Origin of the sequence: Rothia sp. HMSC072B03, assembly GCF_001809565.1 — a bacterium.
GTDB lineage: Bacteria > Actinomycetota > Actinomycetes > Actinomycetales > Micrococcaceae > Rothia > Rothia mucilaginosa_A.
This window is the reverse complement of sequence record NZ_KV797970.1, coordinates 255577-271991: the sequence shown is the minus strand read 5'-3', so window position 1 is coordinate 271991 and position 16415 is coordinate 255577. Positions and strand designations below refer to the sequence as shown.

Here is a 16415-nt window from a genome sequence, read left to right as displayed (position 1 = left end):
AGTTCTACCGGGCCCGATTTGCCCGGCACGTACGGGGGCTAATCCAGCCGCGGTTCGGGCGCGCGGCAGGCGTCCAGCTTTGGCAGGGTGCGCCGCTCACCCGGTTCCTGTGCCGTTCCGCGAGGTGCTGGCACCAGGTGCGTTGCGGTGTCATTGCCGAGCACGCGCATCGCCGGGAACATTCCCAGGTCGTCCAGCTGCAGGCGCGGTGCCTGCGCGAGGGTGTCCACGAGCAGGCGATACACGGCGCTTTTGCCGCGGCCCATGATGATGGGGGCGCGGTACCAGACCATCTCGTCGATGAGGTCTTCACCGGCGAAGAGGCCAACCATGCCGGGGCCGCCCTCAATCATGAGGTGCCGCACCCCGCGGGTGTACAGCTCATCGAGCAGTTCGCGCGGGTCGTGGGTGAAGACCTGCAGGAAGTTCTGCGGGTCCGCCTCCACACCTTCGGGCGGGTTCATGCCGCGAATCCGGTAGTTCTCCGTAATCTCGGTCTTGCCCATGACCACGCGCAGCGGCTGCTTCTCGAAGCGTTCCCCGTTGGCGTCGCGCGCGTCCAGGGTCGGGTCGTCCATGAGGGTGGTTCGGGTGCCGATCATGACGGCGTCGGCGCGGTGACGAATCAGGTGCCCGTCAATGCGCGCGGCGGGGCCGGTAATCCACTTGCTCGTGCCGTCGGCCGCCGCGATAAACCCGTCCAGAGTGGAGGCGCTCTTTGCTGTGATGAAGGGGCGGCGTTCAGCGGCGGCAATGAACCAGCGCTCGTTCAGCAGGTAGGATGCGTTCGCGAACTCCTCCATGGCGTGCACGGTGACGCCCCGCGAGCGCAGGTAGGCGGCGCCTCCTGCAGCGTTTTCGGTGTCGTCGCTGTAGGCGTAGTAGAGTTCGCCGATGCCCGCCTCGGCGACGGCGTGTGAGCAGGGGCCGGTGCGTCCGGTGTGGTTGCAGGGCTCGAGGCTCACGTACATGCGGGCGCCGGTCAGGTCGGTTCCCGCGGCTCGGGCGGCGGCGAGGGCGTCGGCTTCGGCGTGCGGGGTGCCTGCGCCTCGGTGGTAGCCCACGTGCAGCAGGTGTCCCTCACTGTCGGTGATGACGGCTCCGACGAGCGGGTTTGCGCCGCGAATACCCTGACGTGCGGCTTCGAGAGCCAGGCTCATCGCCTCGTCGTGGCTGAGGGCCTGCTCGGGGCCCGGCAGGTTCAGGGTGCGGGCGGCGGGTACGCCGGTGAGGTGCCCGTACTCGGCGGCGGAGTAATCCAGGTCATTGTGCGGAAGCGGCACAGTCGAGGGCGTGGTCGCGGGCAGGTAGCCCGTGTCTTTGGGAATGGGTCGCTCGTGCACGGCGCCAATACGCTCGGGCAGGGTACTCGCCGGGCCCTGGGCCTCGTGCTGAGAATCGGTGGTGGTCATCTCGCTTACGCCTCTTTCTACGATGCTACGTTCTGCGAAGCTACATTCTGCGCGGTGTTGCTCTTGGTGGCGACCTCGCACTCCGCCACGGAGTCCGCGGAAGCCAGGTCCGCAACGTCCACGGTCACGTCCGGGAACTGGGTCTGCACGCGAGCCTTCTGCACCTCCAGGTTGCGGGTGCGCCACCAGACGAAGAAGCCGACCAGGGTGAAGCATCCGTAGAACACGTACATGAGGGAGGTCGCGTAGTAGCCTGCGCTCCACAGCAGCGGCACGCCAACCAGGTCGACGGCCACCCAGATGAGCCAGAATTCAACCCAACCGCGCGCCATGCCGTAGGTGGCGAGCAGCGAGCCGGTGAAGATCCAGGCGTCGGACCAGACCGGTTCGTAGGAGCCGAGGGCGCGGAAGACGGGGGTGAGCAGCAGGGTGCCGGCGACCATCGCGACGACGAGGCCGGCGCGTTCGGTGTTCGTTGCCCACTGCGGGATGACGGCGGCACCCGCGCTCGCGTTACCGCCGGAGGCTCGGGTTGCGCGCCAACGGTACCAACCCCAGATGGACACGGCGATAAACATGACCTGGCGGCCCGCCTGGCCGAGCATGGTCACGGGGTGGGGGCTACCGACGAGGGTGCCCAAAAAGACGGTGAGGAGCAGCAGATTGCCGAGGATTCCAACGGGCCATGCCCATACTTTGCGTCGCATGCCACCCAGCGCCGATGCCAGGCCGAATGCGTTGCCGAGGACTTCGCGCACGAGGAGGGATTGATCCCCCACGTGGATCTGTGCGTCGAAGAGCCACCGCAGAATGTCCATGATTCTTTCCTCTCGTGTGTGGACGTATTCCGGATGCGCTGTGTGCGCATCTGCGGCGGCTCCGGGGAGAGGAACAGAACTCATCGATTCCGGGCGCATCACGGGGTGGATGCACCGGCTCCGGTGTGTGAACAAGGTCTGCGGACCCTTCGGGGTGCCACGACGAAACGCCGAACGCAACCTCCACCGCGTTGTACCGCCGGTGGGGTCGCAGACACTTCCGCGAGGGGCGGGACCTGCCGTTTTCTGCTCGTGCTACCTTCCATCCAGACTGTACTGTCGGCACCGGATTTTCACCGGTTCGGCCGTCTGCCTGCTCGGGTGCTCGGTGGTTCGCCGCCGTAAATAGTCGGGCGGTGAACGCGAGTCTGCTCGATGCGGGCAAAACGGTTCGCGGGCTGTGACCGCCGGTTCGGAATTTCACCGACCCCGGAGCACGATGACGCTTCTGATTATGCCACAGCGCGGGCGGGGCGCATATTTTCTCGCCGCCGGAATAAATTACGTGACAAAATGACGTTTTTTGACGCTCCGTGACGATTGACCGCGCACGACTCGAGGCTCTTTTAGACATCAGCGTCATGGAATTTATCACGATTTAATAACGATGAAGAGCGTCAAACGGACCAAAGTTCCGGGAGTCTAGTTATGCAACCCCCAGAGGGTGTTGAACGACTATCAATAACGCGATGACTAGGAATTATAACAATAAGGTTAAATTATTGGTTGAAGGTTTACTTTAGGCGCGCTTTAAGGTTATTCTATCTACAGGAGCTCCCATCACCGATCATCCGGTTCCATGAGGGCATCGATTATTTTCGGACTCCTCCGAGCGTTTCCTGCAAGATGTTGACTCCTGCCATTGTGGTCTTCACTCCGCACGGGAATGCTTCACCATCGGAAGGAGCGACCACTCCGATTCCTACCTGATGGAACCGGCATGGGAGCTTCTATAAATCTTCCGGACGGGCACCTCGCCCCGAAGGTCGCATACTCCCGTCTTCTCTGTCTACGCCTACCGTGGTGCGAGGCAGGGAACGCGGGAACCTTGCGGGATGGTTTATTCCCGCGCGCTCTGCATTGTCTTGTGGAGTGTGGTGTGTTTGGGTGGCGTATCTGCAGTGCCGGAGCGGATACGCCACCCGTTTTTAACCTGTGAAACGTTTAGTAACCACGCACCCAGGTAAACCGACAGCGCAACCTAACGACAGAACAACCCCTTATTCAACCCAAATTAGGTGTGCTACCTCTGAAACCCAACCACAGACAACCCCTATATCAACCTCACCGAGGGGTAGGCGACCTAGAGGGCGTACCGGACACGCGACGGGGTTCCCTCCTCAAAGCGGCTGGGTTCTTTGAAGGTTAAGGCGCCGCAGAGGGGGCACTCCCCCGCGAGCGGCGTCCGGTATGCACTCTCAAACAACCAACCCACGGAAGCCTAACTCCCCCGCGCGCCGGTATGCCATCTCTCCCCGCATTTAGCGCACGGAGCACCCGCTTTCTCGGGGATAAATTTCTCGGGATAGATTTCTAGGGGATAAACCAAATGTTCCTAATAGTATCCGGGCCTCCCCAGAACATGTGGACCCACGCAGCGGAGGCCAGCACCCCGAGAAGGACCAGCCCCGGGCGGTAGACGCGACTCTTGGGCAGATAGGAGGCCACCAGCAGGGAGAGGGTAAACATCGGCAGGATGATACGAGGCGTGGAGGTAATGGGGAGCCAGAAGATGAAGAGGTATCCGGCGTAGCAGGCCGTCCACAGCCACAGTGCGGGGTGTAGCAGGGAACGATTGCCCTTGAGCGAAATCCACCAGTAGAAGCCCAGGATGAGCGCCACGAAGAATAGCGCCACAATTTCCCAGGGAAGGGATCCGCCAAGGTATTCGTCCCATTGCTTGACCCACTGGATAAAGATGAGGTGTCCCTCTTCAGGCTTGCGACCGCTCCACCCCAGTTCCGTCGCGAGGTACGCATCGGGGCGTCCGGTGCGAAGGGCGGCGTGCAGAGGGTGCACGAAGGCGAAGGAGCACACCACCAGGGCGCTCAGAAGCTGGCCGAGGCGGCCGCGGAACGCAGCCCACGCATCCGAGAGCGATAGCCGCAGGATGCCGCCGGTGCGGTCGCGGTAGTCGGCAACCGTGCACCAGAGCCACCACAGACCCACGAAGGCACCCAGCGGCACACCCACCGGCCGGGACAGGGCCGCGCAAAGGGCCACGGGGAGCAGCAGAAGGTAGCGGTTACGCACCACGCACCACGCGCACAGGGCCAGGAACAGGGTCGAGAGGGCTTCAGCGTAACCGGTGACAAAGATTGGGCTTGCGGGGCTCAGGGCGTACACGGCCAGGGCCCACAGCGCCAGGCGGTTGCGGGATTCGTCCCCCGCCCGCGGGCGGGTGTCGAAGACGCCCCGGGCACTCCAGTTCAGGGAACCCACGAAAAGGCGGTAGAGCACGAGGGACAACGCGCACCCGGCCACAAGAGTCACCAGGACCGACGCCAGGCGGTAGTCAATACCGAAAACATTGGATACCCCACCGCTGAGCACCGACTGCAGGGGCATGAACGCCCAGGTGTTGTGGTTTACCGTTCCGTCGGGAAGGAAAGGCAACTCCTGGGGGTAGCCGTGTTTGTGGATGCGCTCGTAGAAGAGAGCGTCCCAAATGTTCAGGTAAGACAGGTAGTCGAGGTTCCGGTTGACCTTGCTCATGGGATGCTGCAGGTCTCGGGAGAGGGAGAGAGCAAAGATGCCGAAGTGAACCGCGCAGGAAAGAATCCAGATCAGCAGCGCCGGGACCCAGGTACGGTATGCGGGCAGCCGACGAGTAGGACGAGCATCCGAGGAACCAGCCGTTACCGGGAGGGCAGACCGAGCCGTCCCCGCACTCTTCGTCGAGACGCGGGGCTCGTCGGGGGTCAACGCTTGATCGCTGATGTTTGAGGTAGTGGAGGAGGGCGCGGCCCGGTTCAGGTGTTTAGCCATACTGCTCTCGAGTGTATAGTCCGATGGGGTTTTGGGTACCCAGGTACCGAAAATGCTATGTGTTATGCGCTTTGGTAAATAATTTACCTATAGGATACCGGTAGGTTATGCCGTTAAGACGTTGAACGCGATATCCGCGGAAAATATGACGCAGACTAATTCACGTGATTTCGGTACACAACGCTGAAGCTCTAAATGGCTGCCCGGGCAGATAAGAGACACCCCAGCAGCCCCTCCCAAAACGCAACGCTCCCCCGCTACACACGGTAGCCGAGGGAGCGTTACGTCTATCTGGAGCTAAAAGCCCCAGGATGCTTAGTCTTCGACCGAGCGGAATGCCACGACAGCGTTGTGACCGCCGAAACCGAAGGAGTTCGAGATGGCGACGATCTCACCGGCGGGCAGTTCACGAGCCTTGGTGACAACGTTCAGGTCAATCTGCGGGTCCTTGTTGTCAAGGTTGATGGTGCAGGGCGCAGTGCGGTGGTGCAGCGCGAGAACGGTCAGCACGGCCTCGAGAGCGCCAGCGCCACCGAGCAGGTGGCCGGTCATCGACTTCGTTGCGGAGACAGCAATGTCCTTGGTGTGCTCGCCGAAGGTTTCGTGGATCGCGGTTGCTTCGGGGAGGTCACCGGCGGGGGTGCTGGTCGCGTGGGCGTTAATATGCACCACGGTCTTGGGGTCGATGTTGCCGTCTTCGAGGGCTTCGCGCAGCGCGCGAGTTGCGCCGAGCGCTGCGGGGTCGGGCGCGGTGATGTGGTAGGAGTCTGCGGAGACGCCGGTACCGGCGAGCTCTGCGTAGACGCGTGCGCCGCGAGCCTTGGCGTGCTCTTCGGACTCGAGGATGAGGGCCGCTGCACCTTCACCCATGACGAAGCCGTCGCGGTCGACGTCGTAGGGACGCGATGCCTTCTCGGGCTCATCGTTACGGGAGGAGAGCGCCTGCATCTTGGCGAATGCCGCCATGGGCAGCGGGTGGATGGCAGCTTCGGAGCCGCCAACGATAACCACGTCGGCCTTGCCGCTACGAATCATCTCGGCGCCAATCTGCATAGCCTCGGTGGAGGATGCGCAAGCCGAGACAACGGTCTGGGCTGCCGCGCGTGCCTTGAGGTTCATAGAAACCGCGGCTGCGTTGCCGTTGGGCATGAGCATCGGCACGGTCATGGGCAGGACGCGGCGGGGACCCTTTTCGCGAAGGGTATCCCAGGCGTCCAGGAGGGTCCACACACCGCCGATACCGGTACCGAAGGCGACACCGGTGCGAAGGGGATCGACTTCCTCGGCAGATTCAGCGTCGGGGCCGGAGAAACCTGCGTCTTCCCACGCCTCGCGAGCTGCGATGAGGGCGAGCTGTCCCGAAGGATCGAGGCGCTTGGCTTCGACCTTGGTGAGGCGGCCGGATTCGAGGGGTTCAACGGCAAGCTGACCGGCGATGTAGACCGGCAGGTCGTATTCCTGAACCCAGGGCTGATCAATCGTGGAGACACCGGAAACGCCCTTGGTGGCGTTTGCCCAGGTGGTGGGGACGTCGCCGCCGATGGGGGTGGTTGCGCCGAGGCCGGTCACCAGCACTTTTCGAGACATTGTGGCACTTTCTCTTGGGTGGTTTTGTGGGTGGTCTATCCGGTGGTGTGTGGATAAAAACCTGTGGTCCCCGGGAAGCTTCGGTGCGCGGGCACGTTTGCGGGACCGGGGGTATGCAGTGGGGGTATGGTGATGCGGCGCGGACCGGTGAGAGCCCGCGCCGCGTCGGTCGCGTTACAGCTTAGGCTGCGTTTGCGATGAAGTCGACTGCGTCGCCAACGGTCTTGAGGTTCTTGACCTCTTCGTCGGGGATGGTAACTTCGAACTTCTCTTCGGCGTTCACGACGATGGTCATCATCGAGATGGAGTCGATGTCCAGGTCCTCGGTGAAGGACTTGTCCAGCTGAACGTCCTCAACCTCAACGCCGGTCTCTTCGTTAACGATCTCTGCCAGACCTGCGAGGATCTCTTCCTTGTTAGCCATTCAGGGGCTCCTTTTGTTATTTCGATGGTCGTCGCACCCACCGGACGGGGGTACGCGTGCATTACCGAGTTTATCGTGTATGCGCTGTGAACGCATGCGGCAACTCGGAGTGTGTGGGGATCCGCATGGATCCGGCTCGGAGCCGTTACGGAAGAACGACGACCTGAGCTGCGAAGGCAAGACCCGCGCCAAAGCCAATCTGCAGGGCGAACTTACCGGAAAGCTCCGGGTTTTCCTTGAGCAGTCGGTGAGCTGCCAGCGGCACGGATGCGGCGGAGGTGTTGCCGGCATCGACGATGTCGCGCGCAACGGCGACGGTGTCGGGAAGCTTGAGGGTCTTGACCATCTGGTCGATGATGCGGGCGTTAGCCTGGTGCGGGATGAGGGCACCGAGCTCGTCGGGGGTGATGCCGGCTTCTTCAAGGGCCTTCTTAGCGACCTTGGCCATCTCCCAGACGGCCCAGCGGAAGACGGAGGGTCCGTCCTGGCGCAGGGTGGGCCAAATCTTCTCGCCTTCCTGCACGGGGTTGGCAACGAAGTCGCGGTTGCGAATGTCCAGGAGGGAGTGGGTCATGCCGACGGTACCCCAGCGGGAGCCGTCCGAACCCCAGACGGTGGGGGCGATGCCGGGCTCGTCAGAGACGCCGACAACTGCGGCGCCCGCGCCGTCACCGAGCAGGAAGGAGATGGAGCGCTCGGTGTTATCGATGAAGTTCGACAGTTTTTCAACGCCGATCACGAGGACGTTCTTGGCGGTACCGGCGCGCACGAGCGCGTCCGCCTGGGCGATGCCGTAGCAGAAGCCCGCGCAGGCTGCGGAGATGTCGTAGGCGGGGCACTTGGAGCCGATGGCATCGGCGACGATGGTGGCCAGGGAGGGAGTTGCGTAGGGGTGCGAAATGGTCGAGATGATGACCGCTTCGATATCTTCGCCGGATACGCCGGAGGACTGCAGGGCGTCCTTTGCGGCGCCGATGGCGAGGTCGGTGACGGACTGGTTCTCGCTGGCGCGGTGACGAGTAATGATGCCGGTGCGCTGACGAATCCACTCGTCGGAGGAGTCGATGGCCTCGACGATGTCATCGTTGGGGACGATGACATCGCCGCGGGCGGCACCGTAGCCGAGGATGCGGGAGTAGCGGTTGATCTCGTACTGCTTGAGGGTAGTCACGTATTCAATCCTTTATACTGTTGCGGCTCGCAGGCTGCGGGCTGCTGTCTATGGGGTGAAGCTGAGTCGGTGCCCGTATTTAGGCCTTGAGAGCGTCGAGGTCCTCGGGGGTGTTGATGGCGGTGCCGGGGACGCCGCGCATGGCGCGCTTGGCCAGGCCGACGAGGGTGCCGGCGGGGGCCACCTCGATAATGCCCTCGACGTTACGGTCGAGCAGGGTTGCCATGCACAGGTCCCAGCGCACGGGGCTGGTGACCTGCGAAACCAGGGTCTGCACGAACTCTTCACCCGAGGTGACGACGGAGCCGTCACGGTTGGTCAGAAGCGGCGAGTTCGGGTCGGAGACCTTGAGGGAGTCCGCAAATTCCTTGAGTGCGGGGACGGCGGGTGCCATGGCCTCGGTGTGGAATGCACCGGCCACCTTCAGGGGAATCACACGGGTGCGGGCCGGCGGGTTGGCGGCAAATTCCTCGATGGCGGGGATGGGGCCTGCGGCAACAATCTGGCCGCCGCCGTTGGAGTTTGCGGCAACCAGGCCTGCTGCGGCGATGGCCTCGCGAACGGTGTCTTCAACGCCGCCGAGGACTGCGGCCATGCCGGTCGGGGAGGCAGCGGCTGCCTCCGCCATGCCGTTGGCACGCACGCGCACGAAACGCATGGCGTCTTCCTCGCTGAGCACGCCGGCCAGGGCGGCGGCGGTGATTTCACCGACGGAGTGTCCGGCAAAGACGAGCTCTTCACCCTCGAGATCCTTGAGCGCGAGGCGACCGGTCACGATACCCGCTGCCACGATGAGGGGCTGGGCAATGGCGGTGTCCTTGATGGTTTCCTCTTCGGCTTCGGTGCCGTAGTGGATCAGGTCGATACCTGCAGCCTCGGAGAGTCGTTCCAGGTGCTCGCGCACCCCTTCAATCTCAAGCCAGGGGCTCAGAAAGCCCTTCTTCTGGGATCCCTGACCGGGGCAAACGAGTGCGCGCATGCGGTGCGACCTTTCTGATTTTGGTACTCGTACGCGGCGCCGCAACGGGTGCGGCACCCTCGGATAATCTGTTACCTATGCTACCGCGTTCCACTGCCGTGCATAAAGTTTCAGCGCAAGTTGAACGGTGTATAGCTTAGAGCGAACGCGTCCCGCCCATATAGAGAGACGGCCTCGGGCGGCCCAACGACGCATTGCCAGGGCCCTCTCCCCCGTCGGTTAGGCCCGGGGGTGGGCGCGGGCATAGGTCTCGGCCAGGCGCCGCATTGACACGTGCGTATAAATCTGTGTTGTCGCAAGCGATGAGTGCCCCAGCAGCTCCTGCACCGAACGGATGTCGGCACCGCCATCGACCAGGTGGGTCGCCGCGGAATGACGCAGAACGTGCGCGCCGGAGGCCTGAGTGTTCTCCACGGTGCGCAGCAGGCGCGTCAGGTCCTCACGAATCTGACGGGCATTGGCCCGCCCGCCGCGAGGCCCGATGAACAGCGCCGTCACCCCGCTCGAGCCCTCGGGAATCCACTGCGGACGCCCCGTGGAAACCCAGCGGTTGAGGGCTTTGAGAGCCGGGGTTCCCAGCGGAACCACTCGTTCCTTGTTGCCCTTGCCCAGCACGCGCACCGTCTTATTCACGCGATCGATACTCTGCAGGTCCAGGCCGGTGAGCTCGGAGATGCGCATCCCGGAGGCGTAGAGAACCTCAACGACGGCTTCCAGGCGTAGCAGACGAGGGTTCCGGGGGTCTTCGGCCCGTTGCCGCTGAACGTTTTCGATGAGCTGGCTCATCTGGTCTCGGCTGAGCACAGGCGGCAGATGGCTCTCACGCTTGGGGGTGTTCATACCGCGCGTGGGGTTGGCCTGCACGAGCTCTTCCTCCTGCGCCCAGGAGAAGAAGGTTCGCAGGGTCGAGCCTCGACGGGCCACGGTCGAGCGGGCAGCACGGCGCAGGTGAAGCGAGCCGAACCATTCGCGAATGAGGGAGGCATCGATGCTGTCCACATGCCGCACGCCGCGACGAGCCACGTAGCCGAAGAACCCCTCCAGGTCGGATACGTAGGACCGGATGGTCTCCTCGGAACGGTGCTTTTCGTAACGCAGGAAGCGCTCAAACCGTTCGATAACCGGGCGGAAGACCTCACCCGAGACGCCCAGGGCCGATTCACCGTTTGCCGATTCGCCGGAGGCCCGGCCCTCCGGTTCCTCCATCGGTCGGGTGTAGGCAACGGGAAGCGTGGTCGAGGGAGCATCCCGGCTCGTGTCGGACTGCGCAGGATGCGCCGGCTGGTTCATAGCGTCTCCTCTCGACCTCTTGGGTAACTGCCGTAGTACCGGTGGACGGGTACCGATGCGCGCCTCCCAGGGGTGGCACGATGCGTCGGGGTGCAACGGCGGCACAAACCGGTTCTCCCCATTCTAAGCGTTGGCGTGCTCCACGGGCCTACACGAGACCTAAACCCCAGTTAGCGGTGGGGCAAGGTGCATCCCCGCGTTGAGGTGGAGCCGGGGTGGACTCTCCCCGGCTGTCTTCTCACGCTCCCTTCTTCGGGCGCATCTTACGCCAGCCGGTGCCGTTGCTCTCGGCCAGGCCCAGCCGTTCCAGTTGAGCGAGATCCATCATGACCTCTCGAGCGCCCAGCCCCAGAGCGCTGGCAATATCGTCCACACCGCGGTAAGAACGCAAGCCCAAATCGTCCCACACCCTTCCCTGCCGTTCCGTAAGGTCGTCAAGAACGGTGGAAGCCGCCGACTCCTCGGCGTCCCAGTCTCCGGCGTGCTCTGCGCCGAGCTCGTATCCCGCTGCGGCATCGTACTCCAACAGGTCGGCGGCCTCCGTCAAAATCTGGGCGAGCCCATCGCGCAGCAGGCGGTTCGTGCCCACCGAGTTGGGAGAGTTAATCTGCCCGGGAACAGCCCAGAGGGGGCGACCTATTTCGAGGGCGTGGCGTGCGGTGTTGAGCGCCCCGGAGCGCCAACGGGCTTCAATCACGACCGTGTGCCTGGCCAGCCCCGCGATGAGGCGATTGCGTTCCAGAAAACGCCAGCGGGTCGGGGTGTTGCCAATGCTCACTTCACTCATGATGAGCCCGCGCTCGACGATGTTTCTGAGCGTATCACCGTTCTGAGCGGGGTAGAGACGGTCCAGGCCTCCGGCCATGAATGCGACGGTGGGTAGCTCAGCGGTGCTGTGGGTGAGGGCCGCGCGATGAGCCGCGATGTCGATGCCCATCGCACCCCCAGAGATCACGAGGTACCCCCGGCGGGCGAGCTCTGCGGCCAGGTGCGTGGTCGCCTCGCTACCGTAGATGCTGGGGTCTCGCGAACCCACCAGGGCAGCGCTCGGCAGGTTAGCGAGGTCGAGCAGATGCCGCGAATCCCCCAGACACCACAGTCCGTAGGGTTGGGCCGGGCCCAGGTCGCGGAGTTGCTCGGGCCAGAGCGGGTCGGCGGGGGTAACGAGCCACGCACCGAAGGTGGCGGCCATATGGGCCTCGGAGGCCAGGGTGCGTTCCATGCGGCGGTGCCAGCGCAGACGGCGGGTTGCGAGTTCCGCGTGGAAGGTATCGCGGTTCATCTGATGCTCTCCGGGGCGGTAGTAGTCGCACGTATTCGTCATGAGTCGGGGGCTCTTCTCGTCGCCCGCGACCCCGCGTAGAAAATCACCAATCTGCGGGTCCGGTTCGCCCAGCTCCCAGATCTCGGACGGCACCCTTTCGCCGGTGAGCAGGTAGTACACCGCGAGGGGCGTTCCCAGGCAGGCGAGCGCCTCAACCACAAGCTCGTCGGCGGGTTCTGCGCAGCGCATCAGCTGGGCGGTGCAACAGCGCACGTATTCGCGGCACGCGGCGGCAAGCTCTTCGGGACTGAGGCCAGGATTGAAGAGCGGAGGTAGCCCGCCGGGTTCCTCGTTCGTTAAAACTCCGTCGAGTTTCTCTGCCCCGGATTTTTCCTCCCCTGCATCAGTCCTTTGAGGGTCGCCGATAGTCTCCTCCGCGCCCCGCTCCCCCGCGACCGCCGAAGGCTCAGGGACCGCCGAGGGCTCCGCATTTGCCGAAGACTCAGCGTTCATCGAAGGGTCGGCCCTCAACGTACCGGAGTCTGCCGAATCTTCTTGCCCATCCTGCGGGTCGGGCAGGTACACCGGGTTGAGGCACGCGGCGAGGTACCCCGGCTCGCGCGCGGCGCTATAGGGACTCGGCGAGGGCTCGTTCCCCAGGGAAAGGATGTGCCGGGCCCGCCAGCGGGTCAGGACCCGCAGGTCAAAGTCTGCCTCTAGGGCAAGCTCTCCCTGCACGTACCCTTGCCCCTTCGGTTTCGTTCCGGTCGCGGCGTGTGACGTCCCCTCTCGGGCGTTCCCCTTACTCCGCTTCGTACCGTGACGAGTGGCGGCTGAGCGGCGGTTTGTGGTTGAGGTCATTATCGTTCTCCCCTATCATCATTGATTTTCACGTCTTGAAGACCCTTGGTTAGCTTGCACCACGCGTTAGTGCAGCTGGCCCTGTTGGCGTAGGAACAGGGCCACGTCCAGGTGTTCCCGGCTCGGGTATGCGGCCCCTTCCAGGTCGGCCAGCGTCCAGGCGATGCGCAGCACCCGGTCGTAGCCGCGCGCCGTCAGGTTTCCCCGGTCGACAGCGGCGTTGAGCTCGCCGGTGAGTTTCGCGTCCAGGCGCAGCGGGCCGCGCAGAATCTTGCCGTTCATCTCCGCGTTCGTCTTCAGACCGTAGGGTTCTAATCGCTCGCGCTGAGCCTCACGGGCAGCCAGCACGCGCTTGCGAATCTGCGCCGAGCTCTCATTCATCTGACCTCCCACAAGCTCCGTGGACGAGACCTTCGGGACCGTCACGTTGACGTCGATGCGGTCCACGAGCGGCCCGGAAAGACGCCCGAAGTAGGCGCGTCGCTCCCGGGGCGCGCAGGTGCACTCGGTACCGAGCCCCACGTTCATGCCGCAGGGGCACGGGTTGGCGGCCAGAATCAGCTGAAAACGCGCGGGATACGTGGCGGATGCGGTGGAACGGTCCAGGGTTACGACCCCGGATTCGAGGGGCTGGCGCAGGGAGTCGAGGACCGTACGTTTGAATTCGGGGGCCTCGTCGAGAAAGAGCACGCCGCGGTGTGCTTTAGAGACACATCCGGGCCGAGGAATACCGCTGCCGCCTCCCAAAATTGCCGGCGCGGATGCGCTGTGATGCGGGGCCTCGAAGGGAGGCTCACGTACCAGTTCGCTGAGCGCCTCACCCGCCGAGCAGAGGGAGCGGATGGCGGTCACCTCCATCGCCGCATCGTCGTCCAGGGGCGGCAGGATGCTCGGTAACCGCTCGGCCAGCATGGTTTTACCCGATCCGGGAGGGCCGGTGAGGAGCATGTGGTGCCCACCGGCTGCCGCGATTTCCAGGGCGAAGCGGCCCTGCGCTTGACCGGCTACGTCGCTCATGTCCGAAGGAATACCCGCGTTTTTCTTGGGGAGGGCTTTCTCCTCGGGGTTCGGGGCGGGCGGGTAGGTTAGCTTCTGCGTCTGTGCCCCCAGAGCCGCGAACACCTCGGCCAGACAGCGGAATCCGTTCACCTGTACGCCGGGGATGAGGGCCGCCTCCTCCGCATTTTCGGCGGGGACGATGACCCTGCGGTGTCCGGCGGCAACCGCGGCCTTCACGGCGGGCAGGATGCCCGGAACCGGGCGAATCGTCCCGTCGAGGCCCAGCTCCCCCAGGAACACGCTGTCCCCGCTCGGGTGTAGCTTCTTCTCTGCCTGCAGCGCGGCCACCACGATAGCCAGGTCGAAGGCCGATCCGCGCTTAGGCAGGGTCGCCGGGGTCAGGTTGACGGTGAGCCGATGCTGGGTCAGGGTAATTCCGGTGTTCTTGGCTGCGGAGCGAACGCGCTCCTTGGATTCGTTGAGGGCGGTATCTGGCAGTCCCAGCAGCACGAAGCCTGGAAGTCCCTGCGAGATATCGGCCTCAACGTCAACGATGTGCCCGCTCAGCCCCACGAGGGCTACGGAGTAGGTGCGTGAGAAGCCCATTACGCCACCCCCTTCAGGTGTTCGAAGGTAAAGGTTTCGCAGGTTCCGGTCACCGCAATCGCGTCTATGCGAAAACGCGCGAAGTCCAGGCTCTCGCGCAGGCGGCACCAGAGAATCGCCAGTGAACGGGTGCGGCGCGCCTTGTCGCGGCCGATAGCGGCGAAGGGGTGCCCAAAGTCCTCGGTGCTTCGGGTTTTGACCTCGATAAAGACGAGCTCATCGTCGGGGTCGATTGCGACAATATCGATTTCGCCGCGAATCTGTTCGTGCTCCAGCCCGGCGGGCGGTCGCCAATTGCGGTCGACGATGCGGTAGCCGTTCGCCTCAAGGATGTGGCTGACCACCTCTTCGCCCCAGCGTCCGACGCCGTGAGCTCGGGGCAGGGCCCGCGTGACCGCGGCGGGGTTCTTCCGGGCGCGTCGCGCGCCTCTGCGGGGCGAGCCACCAGGTTCGTTCGTTCGGGGTGCCTGTGCGGTTGTCTGCGTTGCGATGCTCTGATGTTCGGGGGTCACGATTCCCTCCCACGGTAGATGGCTTGGTCGTGCTTCTACTGTGCCCAGGCGAACCGGGCCGAGGAATCGGAAAGAAAAAACTGTGGATAACCTCGGCCGCATCGCGGTCAGGGAGGTTATCCACAGCTTCTTATTTGAAATTTTGGGGGTGTTTTTTCAAAAACCGGTCGAGGGGAATGTCATATACACACCGGCTACCGGAACACTAGGCGCTGAAATCCGGCATCTCGGGGACCGTGAATTCCTGGTTGGGCAGGCGCTCCTCTACGTTCACATCGCGCACCGAGTAGGCGTGCACCTTCTTCACAAAGCGGTTGGAGCGGAACACGTCCCATACCCAGACATCGCTCATGAGCACCTCAAAGTAGAGGGTGCCGTCCTGCACGTGCGGGGTCACGTCCACCTGATTCGCCAGGTAGAAGCGCCGGTCGGTTTCCACCGCGTAGCTAAAGAGCGACATGACGTCCTTGTACTCGCGGTACAGCGCCATCTGGGCGTCCGTCTCGTAGTTTTCGAGGTCTTCTGCGCTCATTCTTCCTCCTATAGTCATTCTCTGCTGCGCGTGCAACTCGGGTGTCTCTCAGCGGGTACCTCACCAGCATTGCGGGGTGCTCCAAGCAAGACTCAGGCCTCCTCAACGGCGCTCTCCCCTAGCGTTCGGGGCTCTTCTCCCCGAATACGCGGGCCCGCTGCGCAGCCGCTATCTGCTCGGCGGTGGCCGGTAGCGACCAGGACAGGCGGTGCATCGGGCTGGGGCCCCGCGCGCTGATTGCCTCACGGTGGGCGGCCGAGCCGTAGCCTTTGTTCTTCGCCCAGCCGTACCCCGGGTGAACCCCGTCGAGGGCCACCATCAGCTCGTCTCGCTCAACCTTCGCCACCACAGAGGCAGCCGCAATCGAGGCGCACTTGTAGTCGCCCTTGATGACCATGGTCACGGGCATAGCCGCGGGTTCTCCCACTCCTTCCCAGGCCTCGGCCAGCAGAGCGTCGTAGCGCGCCTGTGCCGGGTCCGGTACCAGCGCGCTGAACAGGTCCTCCTGCGGAGGGGTGAACCAGTCGTGCTTACCATCGAGTAGGGCGGCATCGGCACGGTAGCCTCGGCGTGCCAGAGCGGCCAGGGCCCGCTGGGCGGCGAGCCGCAACGACAGGGTCATGCCCAGCGCATCCACGTCCTGCGGGTCCACGTGGCCCACTTCAACGGCGCACCAGCGGCGAATCTCGGGGACCATGGATTCGCGGCGCGCAGGCGAGAGGGCCTTGGAGTCAATCAGCCCGCCCACCTCGAGGGTGGCGTCCGGGGTGAGGATTGCGACGCCCACGCTGACCGGGCCGGCCATGGAGCCGCGTCCCACCTCGTCGATACCCGCCACTGTGCGAGCCCCCGCCTCGAAGAGCCGCTTCTCATGCTCCAGGTCGGCGGCGGGCTTTGGCGCCCGAGGCCTCGCGGCCTTGGACTTCTCCGCTTTTGCGGGTTCCTCAGCCTGTGCGCTCACCGTCACGGCCT

General features: G+C 64.0%; 13 protein-coding genes and 1 riboswitch. All 13 genes read right to left on the bottom strand.

Going from position 1 to position 16415, the window contains the following annotated elements:
• Positions 1 to 38: 38 nt before the first annotated feature.
• On the bottom strand, positions 39 to 1412 hold the full coding sequence (ribD, locus tag HMPREF2630_RS07740) for a bifunctional diaminohydroxyphosphoribosylaminopyrimidine deaminase/5-amino-6-(5-phosphoribosylamino)uracil reductase RibD (RefSeq protein ID WP_246822770.1): 1374 nt from the start codon (positions 1410 to 1412) through the stop codon (positions 39 to 41).
• Between the two features lie 17 nt (positions 1413 to 1429).
• Positions 1430 to 2230 (bottom strand): nicotinamide riboside transporter PnuC, encoded by an 801-nt coding sequence (pnuC, locus tag HMPREF2630_RS07735; protein WP_239663098.1) that lies wholly within the window; start codon positions 2228 to 2230, stop codon positions 1430 to 1432.
• A 248-nt stretch (positions 2231 to 2478) separates the two neighbouring features.
• Positions 2479 to 2672, bottom strand: a riboswitch (FMN riboswitch).
• A 1091-nt stretch (positions 2673 to 3763) separates the two neighbouring features.
• A complete protein-coding gene (locus tag HMPREF2630_RS07730; RefSeq protein ID WP_143131614.1) occupies positions 3764 to 5218 on the bottom strand; it encodes a hypothetical protein in 1455 nt (484 codons plus the stop codon).
• A gap of 315 nt (positions 5219 to 5533) precedes the next feature.
• Positions 5534 to 6805 carry a beta-ketoacyl-ACP synthase II gene (fabF, locus tag HMPREF2630_RS07725; RefSeq protein WP_049342763.1) on the bottom strand — a complete coding sequence of 424 codons (1272 nt, stop codon included), beginning with the start codon at positions 6803 to 6805 and terminating at the stop codon, positions 5534 to 5536.
• Positions 6806 to 6986: 181 nt separating this feature from the next.
• Positions 6987 to 7229, bottom strand: coding sequence for an acyl carrier protein (locus HMPREF2630_RS07720; protein ID WP_049334085.1), 243 nt, complete (start codon positions 7227 to 7229; stop codon positions 6987 to 6989).
• Positions 7230 to 7374: 145 nt separating this feature from the next.
• Positions 7375 to 8400 (bottom strand): beta-ketoacyl-ACP synthase III, encoded by a 1026-nt coding sequence (locus tag HMPREF2630_RS07715; protein WP_049342764.1) that lies wholly within the window; start codon positions 8398 to 8400, stop codon positions 7375 to 7377.
• A gap of 79 nt (positions 8401 to 8479) precedes the next feature.
• Positions 8480 to 9379, bottom strand: coding sequence for an ACP S-malonyltransferase (locus HMPREF2630_RS07710; RefSeq protein ID WP_049342765.1), 900 nt, complete (start codon positions 9377 to 9379; stop codon positions 8480 to 8482).
• A gap of 219 nt (positions 9380 to 9598) precedes the next feature.
• Positions 9599 to 10669, bottom strand: coding sequence for a tyrosine recombinase XerC (locus tag HMPREF2630_RS07705; RefSeq protein WP_083298913.1), 1071 nt, complete (start codon positions 10667 to 10669; stop codon positions 9599 to 9601).
• Positions 10670 to 10907: 238 nt separating this feature from the next.
• On the bottom strand, positions 10908 to 12671 hold the full coding sequence (gene dprA, locus HMPREF2630_RS07700) for a DNA-processing protein DprA (RefSeq protein ID WP_246822769.1): 1764 nt from the start codon (positions 12669 to 12671) through the stop codon (positions 10908 to 10910).
• A 189-nt stretch (positions 12672 to 12860) separates the two neighbouring features.
• Positions 12861 to 14399 carry a YifB family Mg chelatase-like AAA ATPase gene (locus HMPREF2630_RS07695; RefSeq protein WP_049342767.1) on the bottom strand — a complete coding sequence of 513 codons (1539 nt, stop codon included), beginning with the start codon at positions 14397 to 14399 and terminating at the stop codon, positions 12861 to 12863.
• Positions 14399 to 14782 (bottom strand): YraN family protein, encoded by a 384-nt coding sequence (locus HMPREF2630_RS09140; protein WP_049342778.1) that lies wholly within the window; start codon positions 14780 to 14782, stop codon positions 14399 to 14401. The genes HMPREF2630_RS07695 and HMPREF2630_RS09140 overlap by 1 nt, the downstream gene beginning before the upstream one ends.
• Before the next feature lie 334 nt (positions 14783 to 15116).
• Positions 15117 to 15443 (bottom strand): DUF2469 domain-containing protein, encoded by a 327-nt coding sequence (locus HMPREF2630_RS07685; RefSeq protein WP_049342768.1) that lies wholly within the window; start codon positions 15441 to 15443, stop codon positions 15117 to 15119.
• Between the two features lie 118 nt (positions 15444 to 15561).
• Positions 15562 to 16410, bottom strand: coding sequence for a ribonuclease HII (locus tag HMPREF2630_RS07680; protein WP_080975234.1), 849 nt, complete (start codon positions 16408 to 16410; stop codon positions 15562 to 15564).
• Between the last annotated feature and the right edge of the window lie 5 nt (positions 16411 to 16415).

What these genes read in the sequence shown, in the direction of transcription:
- ribD (WP_246822770.1), bottom strand. Translation starts at nt 1,412, where the DNA reads ATGACCACCACCGATTCTCAGCACGAGGCCCAGGGCCCGGCGAGTACC.
- pnuC (WP_239663098.1), bottom strand. Translation starts at nt 2,230, where the DNA reads ATGGACATTCTGCGGTGGCTCTTCGACGCACAGATCCACGTGGGGGAT.
- HMPREF2630_RS07730 (WP_143131614.1), bottom strand. Translation starts at nt 5,218, where the DNA reads ATGGCTAAACACCTGAACCGGGCCGCGCCCTCCTCCACTACCTCAAAC.
- fabF (WP_049342763.1), bottom strand. Translation starts at nt 6,805, where the DNA reads ATGTCTCGAAAAGTGCTGGTGACCGGCCTCGGCGCAACCACCCCCATC.
- HMPREF2630_RS07720 (WP_049334085.1), bottom strand. Translation starts at nt 7,229, where the DNA reads ATGGCTAACAAGGAAGAGATCCTCGCAGGTCTGGCAGAGATCGTTAAC.
- HMPREF2630_RS07710 (WP_049342765.1), bottom strand. Translation starts at nt 9,379, where the DNA reads ATGCGCGCACTCGTTTGCCCCGGTCAGGGATCCCAGAAGAAGGGCTTT.
- HMPREF2630_RS07705 (WP_083298913.1), bottom strand. Translation starts at nt 10,669, where the DNA reads ATGAACCAGCCGGCGCATCCTGCGCAGTCCGACACGAGCCGGGATGCT.
- HMPREF2630_RS07695 (WP_049342767.1), bottom strand. Translation starts at nt 14,399, where the DNA reads ATGGGCTTCTCACGCACCTACTCCGTAGCCCTCGTGGGGCTGAGCGGG.
- HMPREF2630_RS07685 (WP_049342768.1), bottom strand. Translation starts at nt 15,443, where the DNA reads ATGAGCGCAGAAGACCTCGAAAACTACGAGACGGACGCCCAGATGGCG.